The following is a 25,154-nucleotide window of genomic DNA, read 5'->3' as shown; positions in this document are numbered from 1 at the left end:
TTTGAGCAGCCTTCCCTTGTAGGGAAGGGGTTGGGGTTAGGTTCCGTCGAACTCAAGTTAAGTCATGAGAAATGATGCTCAAGTACAAAATTGCAACAAGACAATTGAGTGTCTTTCACAACTAAAAAAGCCTGTAGTTTTTCTCCGTGGGTTATGAGGGTGGTTTTGCAAGTACACCCCTCATAACTTAATTTCTCACGCCCTAACCTAAGGCCGATTTTAACTCACTCTGGGCTTGTTCCAGGGCTGCTGGTAGTTTACTCGCATCGCGTCCGCCGGCTTGGGCGAGGTTTGGTCTACCGCCGCCGCCGCCGCCGCAAATTTTGGCGATCGCCCCAATGAATTTACCCGCCTGTAAGCCTTTTTTGTTAACTTCTGGGCTGAAGGCTGCAACTAAGCTAACTTTGTCGGCTTCGGGAACGGAACCCAAGACCACTGCACCGTTACCGATTTTTTGTAGTAGGCGTTCGGCTGCACTTTTCAAGGATTCGGGGTCTACGCCTTCCAATTGGGCAACTATGATTTTATAGTCCCCGCAAGTGTCTGCTGTTTGTAGTAGGCTGTCGGATTTGGCGATCGCCAATTGTCCCTTCAGGGTTTCTAGTTGCTTCTCTGTAGTTCTCAGTTCATTTTGCAGAGTGGTGATTCTCTCTGGTAGTTCTTCGGGTTTGACTTTAAAGCGATCGCTTAAATCTTTAACTACTTTATCTCGCACATTTAAGTAATCCAGCACAGCCAGGCCGGAAACGGCTTCAATCCGCCGCACACCAGACGCAACACCCGCTTCAGAAATAATCTTAAATACGCCAATCTCCGCAGTATTACTTACGTGCGTACCACCGCATAATTCCATAGATACACCAGGGAAATCTATGACTCGGACTTCATCACCGTATTTTTCCCCAAACATCGCTACCGCCCCTCTAGCTTTCGCCTCAGCTAAAGGTAATAGTTCGATTTTGGCTGAGTGGGCTTCAGCAATCCAGGTGTTGATTTGTTCTTCAACTTGTTGGATTTCCTCTACTGTCAAGCCACGGGGAGAGTTGAAGTCAAAGCGCAATCTGTCGAAAGAGACGAGAGAACCGGCTTGCGATATGCCACCATCAACGATGGTCTTTAAGGCTGCTTGTAATAGATGGGTTGCAGTATGGTTAGCTTGGGCGCGACGACGACCAGCGCGGTCTATTTGGGCGGTGACGTTATCGCCTACGCGCAGGGTTCCGCGTTCGATGCGTCCGAAATGCACGAAGAAATCAGATTCTTTTTTGACATCTTCCACCTGAACAACGATACCATCACCGGAGATATAACCGCGATCGCCGATTTGTCCCCCGGATTCTGCATAAAATGGGGTTTCGTCAAGGACAATCTGTACTTCTGTTCCCGCTTCTGCTTCTTCTTGAACAACACCATCGACTAACAAAACTTCCACTTTCGCCGTTGCTGTAGCTTGGCTATAACCGATGAACTCGGTAGCGTGGATGTGTTCTGCTAATTTGTCGAGGGAACCTTGCACCGTTAAATCGATGGTTTCGTGGGCGCCTCGGCCTCCTTGTTGTTGGATTTCCATTTGTTTTTGGAATCCCTCAACATCAACTGTCAGGTTATTTTCTTCAGCAATTTCTTGGGTGAGTTCGAGGGGGAAACCGTGGGTATCGTAGAGAGTGAAAGCATCTTTACCACTAATCACGGTTTTACCTTGTTTTTTCACCTCAGCGATGATTTCCGCTAGGAGTTTCTCCCCTCTATCAAGGGTTTTAAGGAAATTAGCTTCTTCCCGTTCCAGTTCTGCTTTAATGACGGTTTCCCGTTGGCGGACGTTGGGGTATGCTGATTCGGAAAGAGCGATCGCAGTTTCGGCTACTTGGTTGATAAACTCCCCGCTAATCCCAATCAATCGTCCATGACGCACCACCCGCCGAATTAAACGCCGCAACACATAACCCCGTCCCACATTGGAGGCGCGGATTTCATCAGCAATCATGTGGACAACGGAACGGACATGATCACCAATTACCTTGAGGGAAACTTTAGTACTCTCATCGCTGCTATGGTAGTCAATGCCAGCAATTTTGGCTGCTGTCTCGATAATCGGGAAAATTAAGTCAGTTTCGTAATTATTCGGTACTCGTTGCAGGATTTGGGTGATTCTCTCCAAACCCATCCCGGTATCAATATTTTTGTTTTGCAATGGTGTTAAATTACCCGACGCATCCCGGTTGTATTGCATGAATACCAAGTTATAAAACTCGATAAACCGGGTATCGTCTTCTAAATCTATATTGTCGTCGCCCCTTTCTGGGTGGAAGTCGTAATAAATCTCCGAACAAGGGCCACAAGGGCCAGTGGGGCCAGATACCCAGAAATTATCATCTGCACCCATGCGCTTGATTCTGGCTTCCGTGACACCAATTTGATCGCGCCAAATTGCGTAGGCTTCATCATCTTCCTCAAAGACGCTGACTACTAAGCGTTCCTTGGGTAAGCCAAAAACTTCTGTGGAGATTTCCCAGCCCCAGGCGATCGCTTGTTCTTTAAAATAGTCACCAAAGCTGAAGTTACCCAGCATTTCAAAGAAGGTTTGATGTCGTTTGGTGCGTCCTACATTCTCGATATCGTTAGTACGGATGCACTTTTGCGAAGTCGTCGCCCGTTTAAATTCTGGTGTGCGCTGCCCCAGGAATATTGGCTTAAATGGTAGCATCCCCGCGATCGTCAGCAGCACGGTTGGATCTTCCGGCACAAGGGAAGCACTAGCCAAAATTTGGTGTCCCCTTTGGGCATAGAAGTCAAGGAATCGGGTGCGAATTTCGTTACCACTCAGGTGCTGCGGGTTTGAAGACATGGGAGGAAAGGAAAAAGTAGTTTAATGGGGGACTAGGGAATGGGGATTAGGGATTAGTACTATTTCTTTTATCCCATTCCCCAGTTCCCAATACATAAAAAGTATGCCTCAAGGTAGGATGACTATGCTAAGAGTCAGCAGCCTTGGGACTTGGGTCTACTAAGTGTATTTTCATAAGTAGCTTTATATATTTTTGCATTTTGTTAGCTTTTGCTGCCAGTGTCCTTTGTAGGTAGACTTACCTCCGCATTTTTTCTGTATTTCTATGTATGTATTTTCTCAACTACCTATCTTTAGTCAGATGAGTATTGACCATTTGCTTAGATAAGTTGAATTCAAAGTACATACCGAGGTCAGTCATGTCTCTAAAACTTAATGTTCCTGGTATTGCCTGTGATGGCTGTGCAGTAAAAATTACTGAGTCTATTCATGTGATGGAGCCAGATGCTCTAGTGAGGGTAGATGTTAAAGAGAAAACAGTCACTGTAGACTCTAAAGCTTCTGAGGAGTCTATTAAACAGGTAATTGTGGCTACCGGTTATACGATAGAAGGCTATTAATAATTCTCATATTTTTACCAAGATATAAAGTTGATATCACTGCATTTAGGTAATGTTTACTTTCATCTTTATATCTATGGATTGCAATAGCAAATAACACTTGATATTGAGCTTAAGTGAAATTAATATCTAATACTTTTTGTTCCTTTTGCAAATGATATTATCAATAACTGCTAAATTCTACACAAAATAGTCTTTTAAAAAAGGATATCTCACACATTTTTCTCAAAAAATCCTTTTGTGCAGCGTATATATACCTAAAGATGTAAGTAACATATATTTGAGTAAATACCTCATAAAGACCTATTTGCTAAGTAATATTACATGGAAATATTGGGTAGCTAGCATAAAATATAGTCATTTTGAGTAGTTATCTATACTTAATTCCTCGAAATATAAAATATTTATAATTATTAATTAATAAATTATAAAAAAATCTTAAATCACAAGAAATAAATTGAAAATCAAAAATTCAATTAATATTCTTAGGCTCTAAATACCTGAGTAAATACAGTGATTGTGTGGCTATAATATAAAATTTTCAGTATTTTTACTGTTTAAAGAATAAAATATAAAAACTAGAGATAGGTAACAATAGTCCATCTTTATATGGTTTTCATCTATCTTAAGTAATGTATTAAGATGACATTAAAATTACTGGGTAATATTATATTTAGAGTTAAGACTATATCAGTATATGTAAGGGTCTCTTGTTTCCAGAGACAATATATTCATGAATCGGCAGAATATCAGTAATTATTAGCTAGAAAAAAGGCAAAAAATACAGCCATGACTATGACAATTCTGGTCTTTGGAAGTTATGACTTTCTCACAAAACTTCCCGATCAGATCCATAAAAGAGCTACTGATAAGTTAGTAGTGATTACGGATTTTCATCAGGCCGCATCGCAGATCCAAACTGCATCACCCGATGTCATATTTGTACAGGCAAGCCTCAAGGGTAGTTTAGAATTGTGCAGCTGGTTGAAAGAACAAACTCAGCTATCGTATATACACTGTATTCTCGTGGAAGACCGTCCTCAACAACTAGCACAGCGAAGTCAAAACGGCTGGGAATGGGAGTTTGAGATGACTGCCACAGCACTTCACCAAGGTGCAGATGCTTATATTTGGCAACTGCCGACGGAAGTAATGGCAACTCACAATCTGATGTTAGGTCAATTCACAGTTGGTTTGCGTAAAGCGCAGAAGTACCGCGATTTGCTGCAAAAAAACCATATCTTATCAGCGATCGCCTTAGCTGATTCTTTGACAGAATTGAACAATCGCCGCGCGTTGGAATGGGATTTACCCAGACAGATTACCAAAGCTCGTAGTCAAAATCTTCCTTTGAGTTTGGTGATTCTAGATGTGGATTATTTTAAGAAAGTCAATGATCAGTATGGACACTTAATTGGCGATCGCCTGTTGCAGTCGTTGTGTACTCGGCTACGCCATAATTTACGCTCTCAAGATACGCCGTTCCGTTATGGTGGTGAGGAGTTTGTCGTTATTCTGGCTAATACCACTGGTGAAGAGGCAATGATCGTGGCGGATCGCCTCAATCGGATAGTAGGTGAACAGCAGTTTAGTATCAATAGTAAACTCATGATTAGTGTCACTATTAGCTTGGGTGTAGCCTGTCTGGAAACAGATGATGATGAACAGGGAAATAGCCTGTTACATCGCGCTGATCAATGCCTACTAGCAGCTAAAGCATCTGGACGTAACCAAGTTATCGGGGAGCATCAATTATCTAAATTTTCATCTCTAGAAGCCGTTTCTTGATAGTGTTCTGCCTACCGCTACGTTTAAAAAACGCACTGATGATATGTGAAGCTGTAGCGTAAATTAGTTGGCTGTCAATGTCAACAAGTAGTACTTTTTATTCGCTTCATCTTGTTAAGACTACATGAATTAGTAAGCGTATAAATAAGTCTGTAACCGTTTTTGTTAAAGCAGCAATTATTCACGTATAGAAGACTCTAAAAGCTTCATCTCAAACGGATGTAAATCTCTAACAATTCATTTGTATAATTCCTCAGCTAGGAGACGCTGCAATTGAATTAGTTGTAAGGGTTTTGAAGATTTACACATCTATATAGCAAAACCCTGATTCTTTCTCATGTGATTAACTCCACTGACGAAATAACAGCATTTAGTAAAATTTAGAACATTTTTTTAAAATTTTGTTATTCATTGGTTAATCTAGAGTTAACCTAAATATTGTACGTCCACCTTTTCTATACTCTAGGTAAACGAATCTAAAAAAAAGAGTTTATTAGGCGATCGCCTTTCATCTGTCAATTTTTTTTGGATCTGCTTTGACACCTTCCTTTTGCGTGGTTTTTACATCTCACCAACCACTAACACCTGACCACTAAAACAAACTTCATCTATCTAAATTATCAAATTCGTATCTATCAAAAGGAGTAATTTTTTGATGGCAAAACAATCGGACACGGTAAATTTAGGATTATTTAAAAATATGCGATCGCTGATAATCACAGTAGTCTTACCTGCGACTGTTTTTCTTCTCTTCATGCAGATTGTATTTAAGCTAAATGGCATTCCCTTTTATACATTGGTTGCAGATCCCAACGAAATTGGCAAGCTACCTCCCTACGCCGGCATGATTTCTATGTTAGGCATACTTTTTTGGTGTGCATCGGCAGCAATTTCTATATTTACTGCTAGCTTTTTAAGTAAAAATAAGCTTGTGAGGTCAAAAAAATGGTCAGATTTCCTCTTATTCTCCGGATTTCTGACTTTGTTCATCCTTCTTGATGACTTATTTCAGATTCACGAATATTATTTTCATCCCTTTGTAGATTTGCAGGCTTGGGAAAATCCTAGAAGAGTTCAAAATTTCTTTGAGACAGTATTTTTTATTATTTATGCCATTTTAATGGGTATGTATTTATACCGTTTTAAGTCTATCTTTAAAATAACTAATTACAAGATTTTACTTTTAGCTCTTTTGTTCTTTGCAATATCAACTATCGTTGATATCGCTACACCAGAAAGTATGTTCTTACATTACACAATTGAAGAAGGCTTAAAATTCTTAGGGATTGTAACTTGGTTCAGCTATTTCATGGATTGTTGTTATCACCAGTTAAGGAGTTCAATTTGGATTGAGCATGAAAGAATGCACATAGGAGATATACAAGAAATTACTTCTTCTATAAAAGATCATGGGTAGGAGAAATTTTACTGTCGATAATTAAGTAGGTTTGATCACTCGGTTCTGTCTGCTTGTATTTGCCTTTCTTCAAGTCTCCACTGGAGCATTAGCGATCGCTGTTTGACAATCGGCGATCGCTGATTTTTGACGTATGGCTTGGACTAAAGCTTCGTAACTCGCCCAGTTATTCTGTAGTAAAGTTTTGGCTTGGAGGACATGAAAGCGTTGTTTTTGTTGACAAACTGACTCAGAAAAACCCAAAACTTTAAAGATAGTTGCTAATTTGCTTTTATCATCAATTCCACCTTCAGCACGCTCAAAAACCAAAGTTTCCGCAGCGATTCCTGCCATACAAATAGTGCAGTAGCGTTCCAATACCTGATTGCTGATTTTACCTTGTTGTACTTGAGACATTAATTCAACATCATCAAAAGTAACACCACCTTGGCCAGGTAGCCCTTGCCTCCACGCTTCCCAAGCGCTGAGAGTGTAACCAGTAACAGGAACACCCAAGAGGTATGCCACCAAAAAGTGTCCAGCCTCGTGGTGAATAATGCGATCGCGGTGTTGTGGTGAAAACCCCGCAATCCAATCCAAGAGGATAGTCCCGCCTTTGCCTTGCAAGCTAAAACTATCAAAAGTTGCTATACCTAAAATTGTGAAGGTAGCGATCGCGGGGATTGCCGGTGACAAGTTAATTAACGGCCCCAATAAAGCCGACATAGTTATGAGAAAAACAGAGATTGCAACTAGATTTAAAGCAGTCTGACTCATATTTACTTTTTTAAGTACAAATTAACTTTTCTTCATTATATGGATCAACGCTCCATAAGAGAGACTGGAGGAATAGAAGACGCAGGGGGTGCAGGGGAAGCAGGGGAGAAGAAAACCACTGACTATTGACCACTGACTACTGACTATTGACTAAAAGATGAATCCACAAGTACAGTCCCACAAAAATAATTCCCAAGATTGGTCATGGCCGTTTTGGCCTACTTTACCGCTTTATCCCTACGGTAGAAGGCGCACACTTTGCCGGGAAGTAGTTAAAGATACTATTTGGACATTTGACCAAGTTCAAGGCATTCTCTACACCGTAGTGCCGATTAGGATGACTGTAATCAAGCTAAATGCAGGTGGTTTGCTAATTTATGCACCAGTCGCCCCAACTAAGGAATGTGTCCGACTGGTTAATGAGTTAGTTGCCCAACATGGTGAAGTTAAGTACATAATTCTACCTACCAGTTCTGGTCTAGAACATAAAATATTTGTCGGCCCCTTCGCTCGCAAGTTTCCCCAAGCACAGGTATTTGTTGCCCCCCATCAGTGGAGTTTCCCATTTAACTTACCACTGAGTTGGCTGGGATTTCCTCAAAACCGGACTCAAGTACTACCAGAAGACTCTAGTCAAACGCCTTTTGCGGATGAGTTTGATTATGCAGTATTGGATATTAATCTGGGACGAGGTTCTTTTGTTGAGGTAGCATTTTTACATAGGCGATCGCATACTCTACTTGTTACCGATGCGGTTCTTTCTGTGCCAGCAGAACCACCCGCCATCTTGGAATTAGAACCGTACCCCTTACTATTTCACGCCAGGGATAACGCACGACAAGTCATTGAAGATAACCCAGCTAATCGTCGTCAAGGATGGCAGCGTATTTCCCTATTTGCTATTTACTTTCGCCCCAGCGCCCTGGGATTAACTGAATGGGGGCAGATGTGGCGCGATGCACTCAAAGCACCCGATCATTCTGCCAAAGCATACTTTGGTTTTTTCCCCTTTCGCTGGCAAGAAAATTGGCAACAGTCCTTTGCTGCCTTATCTGCCAATGGACGGCCTTTTGTCGCCCCGATTTTACAAGTGCTGATTCTGCCCCAAGCCCCAAAAAAAGTTCTCAACTGGGCTGATACAATAGCACAGTGGAATTTTCAACAGATTATTTCCTGTCACTTTGACTCACCATTTATCACCAGTCCTGCACAATTTCGCCAGGCTTTCACTTTCTTAGAAAAGAACTCTGTTGACAGCGACAATCAGGCTCTGTTGGTAGAAGATTTGCAATTCATCAAAGAGCTGGAAGCAAATTTATTGAAACAAGGCATTGCCACACCACCGAGAGAGAAAGTTTAAACCAATTCGCAATAGCCTTTGCTACGCAACGCTACCGCGAACGGCAAGGCTAACGCCAACGCAATTCGCTTTTTAGGTGTTGTAACGGTGATTTAAACCCCTACATTTTGAATTGGTATTACGGTGTAGTTGTTGGTGTAGGCGTGGGTGTTTCTGTGGGCGTTTCACTTGGGGTAGGTGTAGGGGTAGGTGTGGGGGTTTCGCTGGGGGTAGGCGTAGGTTCTGGTGGTGGGGTGGGATTTTCTGCTGTGAGGGTGAGTCGATAATCTGCGGATGTGGACGCAGTAGACACGACAACGAACTCATAAAATCCAGATTCTGGGAGTTCAGTTGATAAACTACGTTTTTCAGAATCTTCTAAAAATATTGTTTTTCCTGAGGGGGAATATACAGACAATAAAACTTTAGGGTTGGCTTTTAGCTGCAATTCTAGAGATTGGTCTTGAGCTAAGTCAGCAATAAAAACTTTACCGCCAGCAGGCTGGAGAGTGCCACTGACTGTTTTATTTATAGCGCCTGGATCAAAGACAATTTTTTGAAAGGCGCTACCCGCAACGATCGCACTCAGTTTATCACTAACAAAGGCTTGCCAAACTTGTCCAATTGGTTGCTCAATAAAGTTTTTGCCCTTCTGTTCAGGAAATGCTTTGAAGAAGGCTGCATCACCTAAATCATATAAAGAACGGCTACCAACGTTGATTTGATTAACTTCTACTTTCCAGCGATCGCGTTCTGCGGCAGTATAAGTACCTAGTTGTCGTCTAGCTTTATTACTCAGGGGTTTGAGTTTATCTAACAATTCGGCGGCGACTGCATCCCATTCTGCCCGTAAGTTTTCATCTTCTGCCCCATCGCTGAGGGTGCGTCCCCGTTCACTGGGGTTTCTGTCCCAGAAAATTTGATTAACTACATTAATATAAAAGTTAAAATCTATACCCAACTGTTGACGGCGATCGTTCAATCTTTGTTTGCGTCGTCGTTCTGTGGGGGAGTATTTATCTAGGGGGTTGGTGGGTTGTGTCTCTGTGGGTGTGGGAGTGGGTTCAACGGAGATAGAGTGGCGATCGCTGTTACTCATCCCTAACCAAACTAAGCCAGCCGTACCGACTAATAAGAGTGCGGCGGTTGGTATCAACCAGTTTTTTCTTTGAGGTGCTGGGGAAATGGTGGGAGTGGGGAGAGATGGGGCAATAGCAATTGTATCGGGTGTAGGAACAGGTGGTGGTATGGGAACGGAGGTAGGAGTGGGGGCTTGGGTAGGCGGGTAATTGGTTGGTGCTGGGTTAAGTGCGTGTAAGACTTGCTGGGCTGACTGATAGCGATCGCCTGGTCTAGCCGCCAGCATTTTATCTAACACTTGCCCCAAAATGGGACTAAGGCTAATTTCTCGTTGCCAATTCCAAGATAAATTATATGTATCAAGTAATTCCTGGGGTTGTTTTCCAGTCAGTAAAACTACTGCCGTGACCGCCAAAGCATATAAATCACTGTGGGGAGAGACATTTCCAGTTTGCATCTGTTCTGGTGGTGCAAATCCCACTTTACCTAGTAGGGTAGCGGCTGGAGGAGATGCAACTACACCCGGTTGATAATATTGAGATGCAACAACGGCTACTACTTGTTTGACACCACCAAAATCAATCAATACTGGTAGTTTGTCAACACTGCGAAGAATGAGATTATCTGGCGATATATCTCGATGAATCACACCCAGAGAATGGATATAGTCCAAAACTGGGAGAATTTGCTGCAACAGTTGGCGGATTTCTGCTTCTGTGAATCTTAACCCTTGCTGTATGCGGTGATTTAATAACCCACTGTAAGTTTCCCCTTCTACATAATCTTGAACTAAAAATAAATATTCCTTACCCGCTAGATTGACACGAAATATTTCTCGAAAGCGGGGTATTTGGGGATGTTGTAGCTGATGGAGAACCTTAGCTTCTCGTTGAAACAACTCCTCTGCTTTTTGTAAGACGTAGGCTGTTTGAACTTGGGGTGAAAATTCTTTTAAAATACAAAGTTCGCGGAAACGGTTAATATCTTCAGCTAAATAAGTGCGCCCAAATCCCCCCTGACCAACTTGACGTACAATCAGATAGCGATCGCTTAAAGTTAACCCCGGTTGAATACTCTGAGTTATAAAATTATCCACTAACTTCTCACCACACGTAAGACAGAACCGAGTCCCTGGGTAATTCTCGTGTCCTTTTGAACAATATAATTTAGTCATTCGTCATTCGTCATTCGTCATTAGTCCATAGTCAGTTGTCAGTTGTCAGTTGTCACCAATTACCAATTACCCTACTTAGATTGTGCTTTACTTACTTGATCAGCTGCGATCGCATACCAAACTTGACCGAAAGTTTGTTGATTCAGTTTCCCACGCTGCTGACCAGGAAACAACCGATCAAATTTCTCATTTGTGTCTTTATTTAGTTGGCTGGCTGTGTAATTTCCCAGTTGTCCAGAGCGTGCTTGTCTTCTCCAGGTTTCATAATCTTTTTGGGTATAGCTTCCCAGTTTTCGCCGAGCTGCTGTACTGAGGTTCGCTTGTTCTATTTTATTCAAAAATTCTCCAGCGACAGCGTGCCATTCATCTCTTAGGGGCGCATCTTCTGGCTTCGATGTTAAGCTACGTCCTTTTAATTCTGGCTTTTGAGCATAAAATAAGCTATCTGCCATCTGAATAAAAAATGTTTCGGGGATTTCTAGCTGTTGACGACGACTGAGAACTTCACTGTTACTAGTTTTGTTTTTGTCGGTGACTGGTTGTGCTAGTGGGTTGGGTAAGGATGGTAATTCGGGTAAGGAAATAGAAGGGATGGTAATTGAAGATACGCCACGAACCACGGAATTCACTAATGCCCAAGTACCTGCACCTGTTAAGACAACTAAAGCTGTTCCCCCAAAACTCACAGCGAAAGGACGTAGCCAAACAGGTAAAGGTAACTTTTGGCTCACTGCTTGAGTTTTGTTGTGTAGTTTACTAGCGAGAACTGTTACCTTGCGTCCGGGGGACACTACCATCGTTTTAATCTTGGTGAGATGGGTAGTTGGCGGCTTGGTAAGTGATGAGGGTGAGGGTAAGTCTGTGAGGATTTGGGCAGCATTTTGATAGCGATCGCCTGGCTTATAAGCAAGCATCCTTTTTAACACAGATTCCAGTTGAATACTGGCGTTGATTTCTTTCCCCCAACGCCATACCCCCTGATAGCTGTCGTATAATTTTTGTGGTTCTTTACCTGTAAGTAAGACTAGAGCCGTCACCGCCAAGGAGTATAAATCGCTGTTTATAAATACTTTTCCTTGTCGTAGTTGTTCCTCTGGAGCGTAACCTTTTTTACCTAGTAAAGTGTTATTACCAGCCAACTTAGTAGACCAGAAACCTTGAGACGCTGGTAGTTGTTTCACACCACCAAAGTCAATGAGTACGGGTAAATTATCAGAACGGCGCAAAATCAAGTTATCAGGAGAAATATCACGGTGGACTGTATTTTGAGAGTGAATATAAATCAAAATCGGTAAAGTTTGCCGCAATAGAGTAATCACTTCCTCTTCAGTAAAAGTTTTCCCCTGACTTTGACGTTGTTCTAAAAGTTGGAGATAATTATCACCCTCTACATAATCTTGTACTAAAAAGAAGAAATCCTTAGTACCAATCTGGGCTTGTAGGGAACCATGAAAACGCGGAATCTGAGAATGCTGGAGTTTCTTGAGGACATTTGCTTCTCTCTCAAATAATTCCTTGGCTTTTTGTAAATCCTCTTTTTGTTCTACTTGGGGTGCAAATTCCTTCAGCACACAAGTTTTATTAGACTTTTTAATATCTTCAGCCAAATAAGTGCGTCCAAAACCACCCTGTCCTAATTGACGTATGATGCGATAGCGATTATCTACAACTTGCTTCACAGCAAGCGGTAAAGGCTCACCGCAGTGAGTACAAAAACGATTACCGCCATTATTTGCGTGTTGCTTACTGCAATAAACCTGCATGGTGCTGAAGGATAGGTAAGGGTTTTTCTAAATTACTACAACAACTGTAGTCGCATTTACGAATATTCTCTAAAGATGGGGAGTGGGAAGTCGAGGAACAGAACAGGTAAGAGAGAGGGGAAATATTATGTAAGGAAGTTGTACTGCAATGTTTCTAATGACCACTGACTTTTTTTGAATTTTGTTGGCGTAGCCTTGCCGTAGGCTATTTTGAATTCCCCGAAGGGGTTAGGTGCATTATGAATCAAGAATCTAGAAAAAAGGACGTGATTGAGGCTTGGGGAGATTTTGTTTCTACTTCCCTGGAATCTTTGCTGAAAAAGCATCTCGGAATCTCTGATGAGTCAGCAGTTTTAAGTTTATTTCGTGATGTAGTCGCTCATGTACCTGCATATCAGGCTTTTTTAGCAGAGAGAGGTATTGATGCGGGGACTATTCAAAATTTAGAGGATTTTGGCAGATTACCTGCGATCGCTAAAGATAATTATATTTCTCGTTATCCTCTGGCTGATTTGTGTCGCCACGGCAATTTGTCTGGTTGCGATATGATAGCTGCTTCTTCTGGTTCCACAGGTAAACCCACATTCTGGCCTCGTTTCTTCACTGATGAGCTGCAAATCGCTACACGCTTTGAGCAGATTTTTCACGATAGTTTTGCTGCTGACACGAGACGCACCTTAGCAGTGATTTGTTTCACACTAGGAACTTGGGTTGGTGGTATGTTTACTACTAATTGCTGTCGTTATCTTGCCAGTAAAGGCTACCTCATCACCGTCATTACACCGGGTAATAATAAGGAAGATATTTTACGGGTAGTGCAGGAACTCGGCGGTAATTTTGACCAGGTGGTGTTGTTGGGATATCCGCCATTTCTGAAAGATGTGATTGATACAGGAATTGCCCGTGGTGTAGAGTGGCAACGCTATCAAATTAAACTGGTGATGGCGGGGGAAGTATTCAGTGAGGAATGGCGTAGTTTAGTTGGGGAAAGAGTGGGTTCCCAAAACCCTTGTTATGACTCAGCATCACTTTACGGTACAGCCGATGCAGGGGTGTTGGGTAACGAAACACCATTGAGTATTTGTATTCGCCGTTTTTTAGCACAAAATCCCGAAGCAGCCAAAGCTTTATTTGGTGAATCCCGTTTACCTACGCTGGTACAATACGACCCGGTTAGCCGCTTTTTTGAAATCCAAGACGGTCAATTGCTGTTCTCTGGTAATAATGGCGTTCCCCTCATCCGCTACAACATCTTAGATACGGGTGGAATCATCAGTTATGATGCTATGCTTCAATTCCTCACAAATTGGGGCTTTAATCCCCTGGAAAAGCTTGCTTCTACTACTCCCAACTCCCCCAGAGGAATTAATCAACTACCCTTCGTCTATGTCTTTGGACGCTCTAATTTTACAGTCTCCTATTTTGGAGCTAATATCTACCCCGAAAACATCTCCGTCGGTTTAGAACAACCAGTTATTCAAGCATGGGTAACAGGTAAATTTGTCTTGCAAGTAAAAGAAGATGCTGATAAAAACCGCTTTTTATCCGTAGTTGTAGAATTAGCGCCAGGGGTAGAAGAAAGCGAAGACAAACGCCAAGCCATAGCCACCTCAATTCTCACCCAACTATTGCGCCTGAACGGTGAATTTGCCAACTATGTCCCCCCAGAATATCAAACACCACAGATAGCCCTAGCGCCAATGGGCGATCGCGAATATTTCCCCATCGGCGTAAAACATCGCTATACACGCCAATAATTCTTCCCTTCTCTCCGCGCCTCTGCGTGATAAATCATACCAATTTGAAAAAAGAATGCGACAGTTATACAGCCCTAAATGCTTTTCATCTCTTGATTCTTAATTTTGAATACTGCGACAAGCTCAGTACAAGTTTTGAATTTTGAATTTTGAATTTTGAATTTTGAATTGGTATCACTCCCTAACTCCACAACAACAGAAAATGATGGACTTTCAACCTTGGGATGAACTACTTTGCCAGTATGTTGATGAACATGGTCGTGTAGACTATCTAGCATGGAAAACACAACAACCCCATGCACTAGCTAACTGGTTACACAACTACAAACATCTGCGTCTAGAAACTAACACCAGTACTAGCGAGCAATTAGCGCTATGGATTAACCTCTACAATGCTTTGACGATTTCGACAATTTTAGAACGATATCCAATTAAGTCAATTCTGCCCCGATTTCGCGGTATTCCCAATTGGTTGGCTTTTTTGTGGTTCTTTCAAAGAAAAGCTTATCAAATTTTTGGCGATCGCTACAGTTTGGCGCAAATCGAGAATCAAATCTTGCGCGGTAAATTGCAGGAGCCACGCATCCATTTTGCTATTGTTTGCGCTTCTGTTGGTTGTCCTGTCTTGCGCTCAGGCGCTTATTTTCCTGAACAAGTGATGCAACAGTTAGATGAAGATAGCGATCGCTTCATTAATAATCCTGAAAAAGTCCGCTATGATTTCTCAACTCAAACACTCTACTGTAGTAAAATTTTCAAGTGGTATCGTCAGGATTTTCTCAAGGCTGCGCCCTCGCTTCCAGAATATATCGGCTCCTACTTGAAAATAGATGCGCCTTTGACGGCTTCAACACCAATAGTCTATCTTGATTACGACTGGAGTCTAAATCAGCGAATATCTTGATAAAACTGCTTGAGATAATTTGCATCCACGCCAATCCCCCACAAAACCCCGATGTAGAGGTAAATAGCTGTAGCTTTCCAACTACCCCAACGCGCCACCCGACGATCAGAACTTTGAACGATACGATTCACTAAAGCAATACGTCCTTTTTGTACCAATTTGAGACATAAATCGCCGTCTTCCATAATTGGTAATTCCTCATTGAACCCGCCACAATCCCAAAAATCATTCCGCCGACAAAACATCACCTGATCCCCAAACAAAAGGCGCAGTCCTTGAAAAAATAAGTGAGGTTTAAACAATAGGGGAGCGTAATAGGTTTTGAGATAATTATGTAAGGAAATACCCCAGCGAGTTGTTTGAGAACCAGTCATTAAAGATATAAATCCCCCACAGGAAACTTTTGTTTCTGCTAAAGTTTTTTCGATGACAGCAACTAAGTCATCGGGAACCCAAGTATCTGCATGGAGAAAGCAAAGAATATCTCCCGTTGCAGATAACGCTCCATAGTTCATCTGCACAGAACGTCCACGACGCTCACAAAAGATAACTTGTACACCCGTGGCTTGACGAAATGACTCAAAGTTTTGTTTGGCGATCGCTATTGTCTCATCTTCACTGCCACCATCTACTACTATCACTTCCTTAGCCGGTGGGTTAAGTAAAGTTAGCTGGCGCAGTGTGCGTCCTAAACTAGCTGCTTCATTCAAGGTAGGAATGATAATTGAAACTTGAGACATACACTTCCATAAGTTTCGTCTGTTTTAATACCTATAATATCTGTGGGGGTTAGTAATTAATCACGATAGTTAGTTTTTAGTAGATTTCCCCACATTACATCATAGGGATGGACAAGCTTTGTTGGTGATTTGTCATCTGTATAAATTGGTCTTCCTTCATTTGCCCATTGAAAAATACCACCACTCAAGTTAAAAATCTGAGTAAATTCTTGATTTCTTAATTGCTGGGCTATTTTGCCACTACGATAACCAACCGAGCAATAGACAACTATTGGTGTGTTTTTATCACCTAATAATAATTTCGTAAAATCTGGCGTAATTGGGTCAATATTTACTGCTGTTTTGATATGACTGACAGTATACTCTGCTTGGCTTCTTGCATCTAATATCAATGGCTGTGGCTTTGTCGAATCTGATAGCCATTCAGCAAATTCTGTTGTCGTAATTTGACTAATCTTAGGAAATTTTATTCTTATTAAAAATTTGATTAAATTTAGAGTTATTATATACACTTTTTAAATTATAGCTGGGGACTAGGTGAAAAGTCTTTTTGTGTTTAGGTTGTATCATCTATTGATGTCCTAACACTACTGGCGACAGCTATATCTTATCTTGGCTATAAGCCTGTACTTCCCATAAGAAGTATTTCATGCCATGTGCAACTTATTCTGGAAATCCTTATGAAGATTTAGGTTTGAGAGAACGCTGCACATGGTGTGACTAATTTTGCCAATGATGGGAAACTAAGTAAGAAGTCTGCATTGGCTGTAGATGACGGAGTTGCCAAAAATTTAACAGTTGATCGCCTACTGTTTGCGGATAGAAGTAGTGAAAAAAATGATGCCCTTTAGGACACTCCCAAAGATGATCCTCTGGTTTCAAGCAATTTGACCAGTCTTGTAATGTGGTTGAAGAGACAATAGGATCATTTTTACTACCACATATCATTAGGGGCATATTTACGCCACCTTCGGGTAAATGAACTAACTTGAAAAGAGAATGTAACAAAGGAGATTGTTCTAAATCTCTATCTAAAACCGCTACTAATTTTTTAGTAGTATGAGATGGTTGTTCACCAAAGAGATTGCGGACAGTATTTGCCAAAATCTGCTCACGACTAATGGTAAATAGTTGTCTTTGCAAATAATAGTGTGCGTGCCAAGTATTGGCTGGTTGGGAAGCCACAGCCAGGAGACTGAGCGATCGCACTTTTTTGGGATACCGACGAGCAAAACTCAGCGCGATCGCCCCACCCGCCGCATGACCTGCTAAATTTACAGGATAAGGACACTGCCCCATAAACTCTGCTAGTAAGTCTACCGCTTCATCTATAGAACTGCCTTCATCTCTGTGATGGCGATATTCCCACTGCGCTACATTCACGTCTTTCGATATGTACTGTAGCAGTGGTTTATCAAAACGTTGCAATACAGGACTAGAACTTATCCAAAGAACATCGAGATCATCAGACATAAAGACACCAAATTATTAGGAATTAATACTGATCAATAGTCAATAATTCATAATCAACAGTCCATAGTAAGAGCTATAAACTGTTGATTATAAAGAAGTCGATGGAACCTGAACAGAAGCTTAAATCTGTCAACTGAAAAATTTTTACAAACCAAATTCAGACTTTAATTGAGCAACCCAACTTTTGATGCGATCGTCTGTTAAGTCAGATTGATTATCTTCATCAAGAGCTAGTCCTACAAACTTGCCATTTCTTAGTGCCTTGGAATCATTAAAATCATATCCATCAGTTGACCAATAGCCGACAGTTTTACCACCACGTTGAGAAATTTTTTCTTCCAAAATACCGATCGCATCCTGAAAATTATCTGCGTAACCTATTTGGTCACCAGTCCCAAAGTAGGCAACCAATTTACCATTAAAATCTACATCATCCAGTTCTGAATAGAGTCCTTCCCAATCGCTTTGCAGTTCGCCAATATTCCAAGTAGGACAGCCAATAATCAAATATTGATAATCATTCAAGTCAGTTACTTCTGCCTGGGAAACATCGTGTAATGTCACCACATCATTACCAAACTCGTCTCGAATGATTTCTGCTACTGATTCAGTTTTACCAGTTTGAGTACCGTAGAATAAACCAATTTTCTTTGACATTATGACACCTGATCTTTAGAAAAACAAAGTGATATTCGTGATGCACTAGGCAATGGAACCGGGATTTTTCCTCAGCACAGATTAGAGTGAGTTGGAAAACTCAACTCACCGAAACCTGAAGTGTGATACTACACTTACTACGAAAAATAAGTTTTTTAGTCTGTGTAGATAAAAATGCCTTCGTGCAGGCGCAAACGTAGAGAAGGGCGTTAACTTATTGAATATTTATTTCAATAAGCTTTGAAAATATAGTATCAGATTTATTGAGACTATTTTGCATTAAATAATTATTAAATTTTGTAACGAAAGTGAGTGCGACAAATTTAAAAAGCCCCTCTCCGCGTCGGAGAGGGGTTGGGGAGAGGTCATCGAATTCACATGAACAAAAGTGAGAATTTTAGTGGGCGATCGCATACAATCCTTCTCAAGGTTATTATTTCCCTATCCTCGCGGTATCACACTCAGCCAGTCTAGTCATTTCAAATAGCTGTTGGGCATTATTTCCCAGAAAGCCATCAAATAGCGCTTCCTTTCCAGGTTCCACTTGTAGGGGATAACGTTGGGCTACTTCGTAATAGGCGTAAGTCCAAGGAATTTCAACTTCTTGACCACTAATATCATCTATGACTGTTACCATTTCCTTAACTGCTTGGGTTGCTGTTTGACGCAAACCCCAGGTAACATCGCCTTCAATTTCTGCCTTCATAGGTACACCCAAATTAGCCAAACCACGGGCAGTATGATCTATATCTGCATATTCTGGAGTTTGATGGCGATTAACGTAGCCTGTAAAGTGGTTAACAGCATAGCCGTGTAATAATACCCACGCGCCATATTGAGTAATGTTATTCACTTCTTCTACAACAGAACGCCTGGGGGTTAACCAAGGACGAGTGAAAACTTTTTGTAATTGTTGGGCGATAACTTCATCGTTGCCTTTTTCTTGATGAAAATATTTAACAGGAGAGGTAAAGTTATCGGGAATTGTTGATACTGTTTGGACAATTAATTGAGCAATCTTATCTGGCAATTCATCGACAATTAATTCACTGATGAATAACTTCGGTAAATCGAACTCCGCTTGTTGGGGATGGCGATAGTGAAGCGCGTATAGATGAGTTTGGGGAAAAATATATTCTCCCGCAGGTTCGTAACCCAAAGCTTCGGCTATTTGGGATAAGTAACCAATTCCCAGATTTACTTTACCTTGTGGGCGATCAATAGACAAACGTAGCGATCGAAAGGCAATATGGTCATTAGCCACAGTCCCACCAGCCGACGTAATCATTTGTTGATATGTGCGGGCGTAAGTGACTCTGGCGCTATAGTTTTGCCACAGTAATGAAAAAAGATTAAGTGCAGTTCTCGGTGTCATACTAATTAACTGTAGAGGGTTAACCACAGTTTAGTCATTCAGCAGGAGAAATTACACCTAAACGCCATGCAGTAAATCCAAATGCGTAGACATCGCCTCTAAATTAAGACTGTGATACATTAAAATCAAATACTGCCAAAAATTCTATCAGTATGACAGCTACAACAAACTCTCGTTATGTCGCGAGACAACCGGAAATTTTATCAGGTGAACCGATTATTCAAGGAACTAGAACACCTGTGAGAGCGATTGTTGAAAATTGGCGTTTAGGTATTAGACCAGAGGAAATCACGCTACATTTACCTCATTTAACTTTAGCCCAAGTCTTTGATGCTTTGAGTTTTTACTTAGATAATCAATCAGAAATCAATAAATATATTGAACGCAATCATCTCCCTGATGAATTAGTTCATCCTGCTATTAAAGCTAGATTAAATCAACAATGACAGTTTTTGCTCAAGTTTATCATGGAAGTTCAACCAAAAGAAATCAGAAACTATTTAAGACTTGATGGTATTGATATTTTTTCTGATTGGTTTGATTCTCTGCGGGATAGAAAAGCAAAAGCTAAAATCAGAGCAAGACTAGACCGAGTAGAAAATGGTAATTTAGGTGATTGCAAATCAGTTGGTGATGGTGTTTTTGAACTCAGAATAGATTATGGTTCTGGCTACCGCATATACTTTGGGCAGGAAGGATTAACAATTATTATTCTTTTGTGTGGTGGGGATAAAAGCACTCAAGATAAAGATATTGCTAAAGCTAAAGAATATTGGGAAGACTACAGGAGTAGAGATGATGCCTAGAAGTACCAGCTATCATGAAAAACTGATACAAGACCTTCAAAATCCCCTAGAAGCAGCAGCTTATATCGAAGTTATTTTAGAAGAAGGCGACCCAAAAATGTTAAGTAAAGCACTCCAAAATGTCATAGAAGCACATGGTGGAGTGGATCAGCTTTCTACACCAGTCAAGGAACTCTACAATAAACTTGACCAAATGTTATCAGATAAAGGGGAAATTGAGTTTTATAGTCTAAATTCTTTGTTAGATGCTTTAGGTTTACATTTGGCAGTAACAGTAAAGCCATAATTCTAGTGTTTATATTTTTATGATCATACACCGCAATTAATCAGGTCAGATTAATGAGTCCGTCACTTCAAAAAATTTTCAGCGAAATCGAGCAGTTGACTCCAGAAGAGCAATTAACAGTGATGGGGCATTTAGTAGAGCGTGTAAAAAAACACATCTTCCAAGCCCAAGGAAAACGCAAGTGGAGCGACTTGAAAGGTATGGCTTCCTATCCGCTTTTTGGTGAAGATGCTCAAGATTGGGTTTCGCAGCATCGTCGAGAATGAATTGGAAGTGATGTAAGTAGATTCGATCATAGCTGAGAACTAGAGATCAGCCAGATTATGATAGTAATAACACCTGTGCATCCAATCCTCGCATATCACCCTTAGCCCCAATTAAGTCATGTCAATCGCCCAAGATTTACAACCAGTAGCAGGTATAATATTTCCACCAGGAGATATTGAAAGTGACCAACCAATAGAAGATATAATATTTCCGCCAGGAGATATTGAAAGTCACGAACCACCATTGGAAAGCGATTTACATCTACGCCAAATTATTCTGTTATTACAATGCTTAGAATTGTGGTGGCAAAACCGCAATGACTTTTATGCTGCGGGAAATCTGACAATATATTATAGCCAACGTCAACTCAAATCAGAGGACTTTCGCGGCCCTGATTTTTTTGTAGTGCAAGGATGTGAAAAGAAACCGCGCAAAAGTTGGGTGATTTGGCAAGAAGACGGTAAGTATCCCAATATCATTATTGAGTTACTATCACCTTCGACAAAAGCCACGGATAAAGATTTAAAAAAGCAAATTTATCAAGATATCTTTCGCACACCAGAATATTTTTGGTTTGACCCCAATAATTTAGAATTTGCCGGGTTTCATTTAGTAGACGCTCATTACCAACCGATAGAAGCGAATCCCCAAGGTTGGTTATGGAGTCAGCAGCTAGATTTACATTTGGGTGTGCAGGACAATCAGTTACGCTACTTTACAGCACAAGGGGAGTTGGTGCCAACACCAGAAGAATTGGCAGCACAGGAAAAACAGCGCGCGGAACAGGAAAAACAACGCGCGGAACAAGAAAAGCAACGTGCGGAACGCCTAGCCGCTAAGTTGCGAGAATTGAATATTGACCCTGATAATCTCTAAAATGTGAGTTTTTCGTCAATAGTAGAGAAGCTACATAGGATGTATCTACTTATCTTAAAATTCCTGCGAGGATATCCAGGCTGGTTTGGATTTGTTCGCGGTTGATAACTAGCGGTGGACAAAAACGAATTGCGGCTTTACCACAACCTAGTAATAACAGTCCGTGATAGAAGGCTTCTTGGATAATGCGATCGCGCAATGTAGAATCAAAATTACCGTCTTCATCTAATAAATCCACCGCCACCATTAATCCTTTACCTCTGGGTAAGGACATTCTGGGGAATTGTTCATGCAGTTGGGTTAAACCAGTTTGTAATAATTCGCCCATTTGGGTGGCGTTATCCATCAAGCCACTTTCTAGTAGTTTGAGGGTGACAATACCAGCCGCACAAGCTACTGGATTGCCGCCGAATGTGGTGGCGTGGGAACCGGGAGGCCAAGTCATCAATTCAGCACGGGCTAAAATTGCGCCTAAAGGCATACCGCTAGCGATACCTTTGGCGGTGGTAATAATATCAGGTGTGACATTCCAATGCTCAATGGCAAATAAGCGTCCGGTGCGCCCCATGCCTGATTGCACTTCATCAACTACCATTAATATGCCATAGCGATCGCAGATATTACGGATTCTCTGCAAAAATCCATCCTCTGGCACGATATAACCGCCTTCTCCCTGGATTGGTTCAACGACAATGGCTGCTACTTCATGGGCAGGGATAATTGTAGTCAATAAATTATTTTCTAGGTAATCTAGGCTGGCGTGAGTGCCGTAGGGAATGTGAGTCACTCCTGGTACTAACGGCCCGAAATTGGCACGCTGTACAGTTTTAGAACCAGTCAAAGACATAGCCCCATAGGTGCGCCCGTGGAATGCGCCTAAAAAAGCAATGATGAGCGATCGCTTGGTGTAATATCGAGCTAGTTTAATGGCTCCTTCGTTGGACTCAGCACCGGAATTGGTGAAGAATACCTTTGTATCGTGAACAAAAGGGGCTTGGCTGGCTAGGTTTTCGGCTAGTTCCACCATCGGCTCATAATAGAAATCCGTCCCCGACATATGTATGAGACGCGCCGACTGTTCTTGAATGGCCCTAACTACTTCTGGGTGGGCGTGTCCGGTGGAGGTAACGGCGATACCTGCTGTCATGTCTAAAAATACATTGCCGTCTACATCTTCCACCATGCAGCCTTCACCACGATTCACCACCAAGGGATAGTCGCGGGTATAAGAAGGAGAAGTAACAGCGCGATCGCGTTCTACAATTGCTTTAGCTCTAGGCCCCGGTAAGGATGTCACCAAACGAGGTGTATAAGGTAAATGTTGATTAATAGGGATACTTAACATTTTGTTTTCAGGTATTTCTGTATCCGGATAATTAAACTGCCAAGTGTAATTCTTAACAGTAGTGTGTGATTCTCTATGTGTATAACTTAGTAATTGACAAACCGACAAGAATATATGATTGCGATCGTCAGAAAATACAAACAATTTTTCATGAATCTGAAGAGAGATTCCTCAGCAATCTGCATTTTCCCTCAATTACTGAGTGTTTATATTGGCTAGTAGACAGACTATAGTCAAATGTTCAAGAATAGGAATGAAAGTTTAGTCATCAGTATGCAGGTTATAATGTGACGTTAGGCTGACTTTCTCCCTAGAAGTGGGAGAGCTTTGATGCCCTGTCAAATGCCTTAAAAGCGCACTATCAAATTAGTATTGGGAAATTTGTTGGCAATTTATGAGTATCCTGTTCAGCCCAAAAATGAGACTCTTGCTAGGTGTTGCAGCTTTATCACTGGTGGGTATAGCGAGTAGTACTATATATGATAGTTACTCCCAAGCTAAACAGCCAGACCAAAAATCTCTGGATGATAAAAGTTTCGACTTAAATCAACAGGTAATAGCTAATAAATCTCAACCCAGGGTAACTCAATCTGCTATTCACAATCCCCCAATAAATACCCCTTTGGGGCAGAAAACAGGAATCAATCAGGCGGGAATATCTTCCCAAAATATAACGCCGCAAAATACGCCTAACTCAATTCCCAATGTAGCCACAACATCTATTACTTATCCTATTATTGATGAGTGGAGAAAGTATAAATTTAGCGTCAATGGTAATCAAATTTTGTCTCCAGTACAATTACCGACGGCTAAAGTTAATGTTAATCAATCAGATTTATTAACAGTCCTCGTCAATACAAGGCAATATTTTCAAGAACACGGTTCAGAAGACCCTGATATTTTACGTCCCGGATTACTCAGTACACAAAAAGTCACCACAGAAGATATCCTCAAAACTCTAGACTTCATGATTGAAGTCCTCAAAGAAGACATCGCCAAAAATCGCATCACTCGCTTACAAAATCCCAACTTTATCAACCGTAACTTCCGAGTTATTAAATGGACAGCATATAACCCTGAAAATCCGGTACAAAAGCAACTGAGGTTGACAAAATATGCTGTATTTACTCACCCAGGATCTCGAAAACGCACAGCAACTTTTAACACACCCATTTATAGTTTAAAAGACAATAATATTGCCGACAAATTCTATACCAGATATACAAAACAGGATGTTTTATCTGGCATTTATGAACCGGGAGGTAAAGAATTTGGAAAAGTTAAACCTCTGGCTTATTTAACCAGGAATGGACTCGAAGAAGCCTTAATGCAAGGGACAATTCTCATAAATTTTACTGATGGTTCTAGAGCCTTTTTTAACGTTGATAGAAATAACGGGATGTCTTATGTCCGTGGATTAAAAGCAACATCACAAAAGCGTTATTGGTATTTTCGGCAAGTTGATGCAATTAAAGGCTACGGACACAAGATAGACGCTAAAATTTCCGTTAAACCAGGAGTTACTTTTGCCGGAGATGTTTTAAATATTGGTTTAGGCAGAGTAGTTTTGTTAGAGCATACGCAAGGTGGACGTAAGCAATTACAAATGGGAGTTATTGCAGATACAGGCGGAGCATTTTTACCTAATTTATACCAACTCGATTATTTAGCTGGAATTTTCCCCAACCAAAACTCTTTTAGGCAATATATTAGGCAGTTACCTGAATATGCCACAGCATATTTTTTGGTGAAAAAGTGAAACCTAAACTTAGCATAACTAGTCTATGAGTGATGAGTGCTGATTTTCTCGTCATCAATTCCCCATCACCTTGCTCATTATTAGTGTTTCATGACTTTGATCAGCTATCTATGTTGTTAAAATAGCTGAACTCAAGGCATTTTGCAGCATAGCAAAATAAATTCCATTTTTTAGGAAAATTTTGCTA

22 protein-coding genes are annotated in these 25,154 nt (G+C 41.1%); 12 read left to right on the top strand and 10 right to left on the bottom strand.

The features are described 5' to 3' along the window. Nucleotides 1–202: 202 nt before the first annotated feature. Nucleotides 203–2,845 carry an alanine--tRNA ligase gene (gene alaS / locus ACN222_RS12085; protein ID WP_010996574.1) on the bottom strand — a complete coding sequence of 881 codons (2,643 nt, stop codon included), beginning with the start codon at nt 2,843–2,845 and terminating at the stop codon, nt 203–205. Nucleotides 2,846–3,204: 359 nt separating this feature from the next. Here alaS and ACN222_RS12080 point away from each other — a divergent pair, with 359 nt between their 5' ends. From ACN222_RS12080 to ACN222_RS12070, 3 genes are all read left to right on the top strand, one after another. Then, on the top strand, nt 3,205–3,405 hold the full coding sequence (locus tag ACN222_RS12080; protein ID WP_010996573.1) for a heavy-metal-associated domain-containing protein: 201 nt from the start codon (nt 3,205–3,207) through the stop codon (nt 3,403–3,405). Nucleotides 3,406–4,194: 789 nt separating this feature from the next. Then, nucleotides 4,195–5,193 (top strand): GGDEF domain-containing protein, encoded by a 999-nt coding sequence (locus ACN222_RS12075; protein WP_010996572.1) that lies wholly within the window; start codon nt 4,195–4,197, stop codon nt 5,191–5,193. A 655-nt stretch (nt 5,194–5,848) separates the two neighbouring features. Continuing rightward, nucleotides 5,849–6,610, top strand: coding sequence for a hypothetical protein (locus tag ACN222_RS12070; protein ID WP_010996571.1), 762 nt, complete (start codon nt 5,849–5,851; stop codon nt 6,608–6,610). A gap of 69 nt (nt 6,611–6,679) precedes the next feature. Here ACN222_RS12070 and ACN222_RS12065 read toward each other — a convergent pair whose 3' ends face one another. Continuing rightward, nucleotides 6,680–7,366 carry a hypothetical protein gene (locus ACN222_RS12065; protein ID WP_010996570.1) on the bottom strand — a complete coding sequence of 229 codons (687 nt, stop codon included), beginning with the start codon at nt 7,364–7,366 and terminating at the stop codon, nt 6,680–6,682. Between the two features lie 157 nt (nt 7,367–7,523). On the opposite strand from ACN222_RS12065, the gene ACN222_RS12060 reads away from it, so the two are divergent. Continuing rightward, nucleotides 7,524–8,726: a DUF4336 domain-containing protein gene (locus ACN222_RS12060; RefSeq protein ID WP_010996569.1), complete on the top strand. Its 1,203-nt coding sequence runs from the start codon at nt 7,524–7,526 to the stop codon at nt 8,724–8,726. A gap of 118 nt (nt 8,727–8,844) precedes the next feature. Here ACN222_RS12060 and ACN222_RS12055 read toward each other — a convergent pair whose 3' ends face one another. Together ACN222_RS12055 and ACN222_RS12050 are read right to left on the bottom strand one after the other, a co-directional pair. Then, entirely contained in the window at nt 8,845–10,959 is a 2,115-nt protein-coding gene (locus ACN222_RS12055; protein ID WP_010996568.1) for a serine/threonine-protein kinase, read from the bottom strand. 71 nt (nt 10,960–11,030) lie between these two features. Beyond that, on the bottom strand, nt 11,031–12,722 hold the full coding sequence (locus ACN222_RS12050) for a serine/threonine-protein kinase (RefSeq protein WP_044521355.1): 1,692 nt from the start codon (nt 12,720–12,722) through the stop codon (nt 11,031–11,033). Nucleotides 12,723–12,961: 239 nt separating this feature from the next. Here ACN222_RS12050 and ACN222_RS12045 point away from each other — a divergent pair, with 239 nt between their 5' ends. After that, nucleotides 12,962–14,479 carry a phenylacetate--CoA ligase family protein gene (locus tag ACN222_RS12045; protein WP_010996566.1) on the top strand — a complete coding sequence of 506 codons (1,518 nt, stop codon included), beginning with the start codon at nt 12,962–12,964 and terminating at the stop codon, nt 14,477–14,479. 163 nt (nt 14,480–14,642) lie between these two features. Further along, nucleotides 14,643–15,383, top strand: a complete 741-nt coding sequence (locus ACN222_RS12040) for a DUF547 domain-containing protein (protein ID WP_231865539.1) — start codon at nt 14,643–14,645, stop codon at nt 15,381–15,383. On the opposite strand, the gene ACN222_RS12035 is transcribed toward ACN222_RS12040, so the two are convergent. The 5 genes from ACN222_RS12035 to ACN222_RS12015 all read right to left on the bottom strand — a co-directional run bounded on the left by ACN222_RS12035 (nt 15,368) and on the right by ACN222_RS12015 (nt 19,628). Continuing rightward, entirely contained in the window at nt 15,368–16,123 is a 756-nt protein-coding gene (locus ACN222_RS12035) for a TIGR04283 family arsenosugar biosynthesis glycosyltransferase (protein WP_010996564.1), read from the bottom strand. The two genes, ACN222_RS12040 and ACN222_RS12035, sit on opposite strands and share 16 nt — an antisense overlap. A gap of 56 nt (nt 16,124–16,179) precedes the next feature. Then, complete coding sequence (locus ACN222_RS12030) at nt 16,180–16,635, bottom strand: rhodanese-like domain-containing protein (RefSeq protein WP_010996563.1); 456 nt, start codon at nt 16,633–16,635, stop codon at nt 16,180–16,182. Nucleotides 16,636–16,843: 208 nt separating this feature from the next. Next, nucleotides 16,844–17,596, bottom strand: coding sequence for a thioesterase domain-containing protein (locus ACN222_RS12025; protein WP_010996562.1), 753 nt, complete (start codon nt 17,594–17,596; stop codon nt 16,844–16,846). 144 nt (nt 17,597–17,740) lie between these two features. Further along, nucleotides 17,741–18,253, bottom strand: coding sequence for a flavodoxin FldA (gene fldA / locus ACN222_RS12020; RefSeq protein ID WP_010996561.1), 513 nt, complete (start codon nt 18,251–18,253; stop codon nt 17,741–17,743). A gap of 433 nt (nt 18,254–18,686) precedes the next feature. Next, nucleotides 18,687–19,628, bottom strand: a complete 942-nt coding sequence (locus tag ACN222_RS12015) for a DUF1338 domain-containing protein (protein ID WP_010996560.1) — start codon at nt 19,626–19,628, stop codon at nt 18,687–18,689. A 152-nt stretch (nt 19,629–19,780) separates the two neighbouring features. Here ACN222_RS12015 and ACN222_RS12010 point away from each other — a divergent pair, with 152 nt between their 5' ends. The 5 genes from ACN222_RS12010 (at nt 19,781) to ACN222_RS11990 (ending at nt 21,863) form a co-directional block, all read left to right on the top strand. Continuing rightward, entirely contained in the window at nt 19,781–20,074 is a 294-nt protein-coding gene (locus tag ACN222_RS12010; RefSeq protein WP_010996559.1) for a DUF433 domain-containing protein, read from the top strand. 21 nt (nt 20,075–20,095) lie between these two features. Further along, a complete protein-coding gene (locus ACN222_RS12005; protein WP_010996558.1) occupies nt 20,096–20,434 on the top strand; it encodes a type II toxin-antitoxin system RelE/ParE family toxin in 339 nt (112 codons plus the stop codon). After that, a complete protein-coding gene (locus tag ACN222_RS12000; RefSeq protein ID WP_044521352.1) occupies nt 20,427–20,720 on the top strand; it encodes a DNA-binding protein in 294 nt (97 codons plus the stop codon). The genes ACN222_RS12005 and ACN222_RS12000 overlap by 8 nt, the downstream gene beginning before the upstream one ends. Nucleotides 20,721–20,773: 53 nt before the next feature. Continuing rightward, nucleotides 20,774–20,986, top strand: coding sequence for a hypothetical protein (locus ACN222_RS11995; protein ID WP_010996556.1), 213 nt, complete (start codon nt 20,774–20,776; stop codon nt 20,984–20,986). A gap of 118 nt (nt 20,987–21,104) precedes the next feature. Continuing rightward, nucleotides 21,105–21,863 (top strand): Uma2 family endonuclease, encoded by a 759-nt coding sequence (locus tag ACN222_RS11990; protein ID WP_010996555.1) that lies wholly within the window; start codon nt 21,105–21,107, stop codon nt 21,861–21,863. Between the two features lie 49 nt (nt 21,864–21,912). Here ACN222_RS11990 and ACN222_RS11985 read toward each other — a convergent pair whose 3' ends face one another. Next, nucleotides 21,913–23,208 carry an acetyl ornithine aminotransferase family protein gene (locus ACN222_RS11985; protein ID WP_010996554.1) on the bottom strand — a complete coding sequence of 432 codons (1,296 nt, stop codon included), beginning with the start codon at nt 23,206–23,208 and terminating at the stop codon, nt 21,913–21,915. Between the two features lie 394 nt (nt 23,209–23,602). On the opposite strand from ACN222_RS11985, the gene ACN222_RS11980 reads away from it, so the two are divergent. Then, a complete protein-coding gene (locus ACN222_RS11980; RefSeq protein WP_010996552.1) occupies nt 23,603–24,967 on the top strand; it encodes a hypothetical protein in 1,365 nt (454 codons plus the stop codon). Nucleotides 24,968–25,154 lie beyond the last annotated feature (187 nt).

Origin of the sequence: Anabaena sp. FACHB-595 (genome assembly GCF_048568275.1) — a bacterium.
Taxonomy (GTDB): domain Bacteria; phylum Cyanobacteriota; class Cyanobacteriia; order Cyanobacteriales; family Nostocaceae; genus Trichormus.
This window is presented reverse-complemented; position numbering and strand designations above follow the sequence as displayed.

What these genes read in the sequence shown, in the direction of transcription:
- ACN222_RS12015 (WP_010996560.1), bottom strand. Translation starts at nt 19,628, where the DNA reads ATGACACCGAGAACTGCACTTAATCTTTTTTCATTACTGTGGCAAAAC.
- ACN222_RS11995 (WP_010996556.1), top strand. Translation starts at nt 20,774, where the DNA reads ATGAGTCCGTCACTTCAAAAAATTTTCAGCGAAATCGAGCAGTTGACT.
- ACN222_RS12035 (WP_010996564.1), bottom strand. Translation starts at nt 16,123, where the DNA reads ATGTCTCAAGTTTCAATTATCATTCCTACCTTGAATGAAGCAGCTAGT.
- fldA (WP_010996561.1), bottom strand. Translation starts at nt 18,253, where the DNA reads ATGTCAAAGAAAATTGGTTTATTCTACGGTACTCAAACTGGTAAAACT.
- ACN222_RS12045 (WP_010996566.1), top strand. Translation starts at nt 12,962, where the DNA reads ATGAATCAAGAATCTAGAAAAAAGGACGTGATTGAGGCTTGGGGAGAT.
- ACN222_RS11985 (WP_010996554.1), bottom strand. Translation starts at nt 23,208, where the DNA reads ATGTTAAGTATCCCTATTAATCAACATTTACCTTATACACCTCGTTTG.
- ACN222_RS12065 (WP_010996570.1), bottom strand. Translation starts at nt 7,366, where the DNA reads ATGAGTCAGACTGCTTTAAATCTAGTTGCAATCTCTGTTTTTCTCATA.
- ACN222_RS12005 (WP_010996558.1), top strand. Translation starts at nt 20,096, where the DNA reads ATGGAAGTTCAACCAAAAGAAATCAGAAACTATTTAAGACTTGATGGT.
- alaS (WP_010996574.1), bottom strand. Translation starts at nt 2,845, where the DNA reads ATGTCTTCAAACCCGCAGCACCTGAGTGGTAACGAAATTCGCACCCGA.
- ACN222_RS12075 (WP_010996572.1), top strand. Translation starts at nt 4,195, where the DNA reads ATGACTATGACAATTCTGGTCTTTGGAAGTTATGACTTTCTCACAAAA.
- ACN222_RS12070 (WP_010996571.1), top strand. Translation starts at nt 5,849, where the DNA reads ATGGCAAAACAATCGGACACGGTAAATTTAGGATTATTTAAAAATATG.
- ACN222_RS12060 (WP_010996569.1), top strand. Translation starts at nt 7,524, where the DNA reads ATGAATCCACAAGTACAGTCCCACAAAAATAATTCCCAAGATTGGTCA.
- ACN222_RS12055 (WP_010996568.1), bottom strand. Translation starts at nt 10,959, where the DNA reads ATGACTAAATTATATTGTTCAAAAGGACACGAGAATTACCCAGGGACT.
- ACN222_RS12080 (WP_010996573.1), top strand. Translation starts at nt 3,205, where the DNA reads ATGTCTCTAAAACTTAATGTTCCTGGTATTGCCTGTGATGGCTGTGCA.
- ACN222_RS12050 (WP_044521355.1), bottom strand. Translation starts at nt 12,722, where the DNA reads ATGCAGGTTTATTGCAGTAAGCAACACGCAAATAATGGCGGTAATCGT.
- ACN222_RS12010 (WP_010996559.1), top strand. Translation starts at nt 19,781, where the DNA reads ATGACAGCTACAACAAACTCTCGTTATGTCGCGAGACAACCGGAAATT.
- ACN222_RS11980 (WP_010996552.1), top strand. Translation starts at nt 23,603, where the DNA reads ATGAGTATCCTGTTCAGCCCAAAAATGAGACTCTTGCTAGGTGTTGCA.
- ACN222_RS11990 (WP_010996555.1), top strand. Translation starts at nt 21,105, where the DNA reads ATGTCAATCGCCCAAGATTTACAACCAGTAGCAGGTATAATATTTCCA.
- ACN222_RS12025 (WP_010996562.1), bottom strand. Translation starts at nt 17,596, where the DNA reads ATGTCTGATGATCTCGATGTTCTTTGGATAAGTTCTAGTCCTGTATTG.
- ACN222_RS12000 (WP_044521352.1), top strand. Translation starts at nt 20,427, where the DNA reads ATGCCTAGAAGTACCAGCTATCATGAAAAACTGATACAAGACCTTCAA.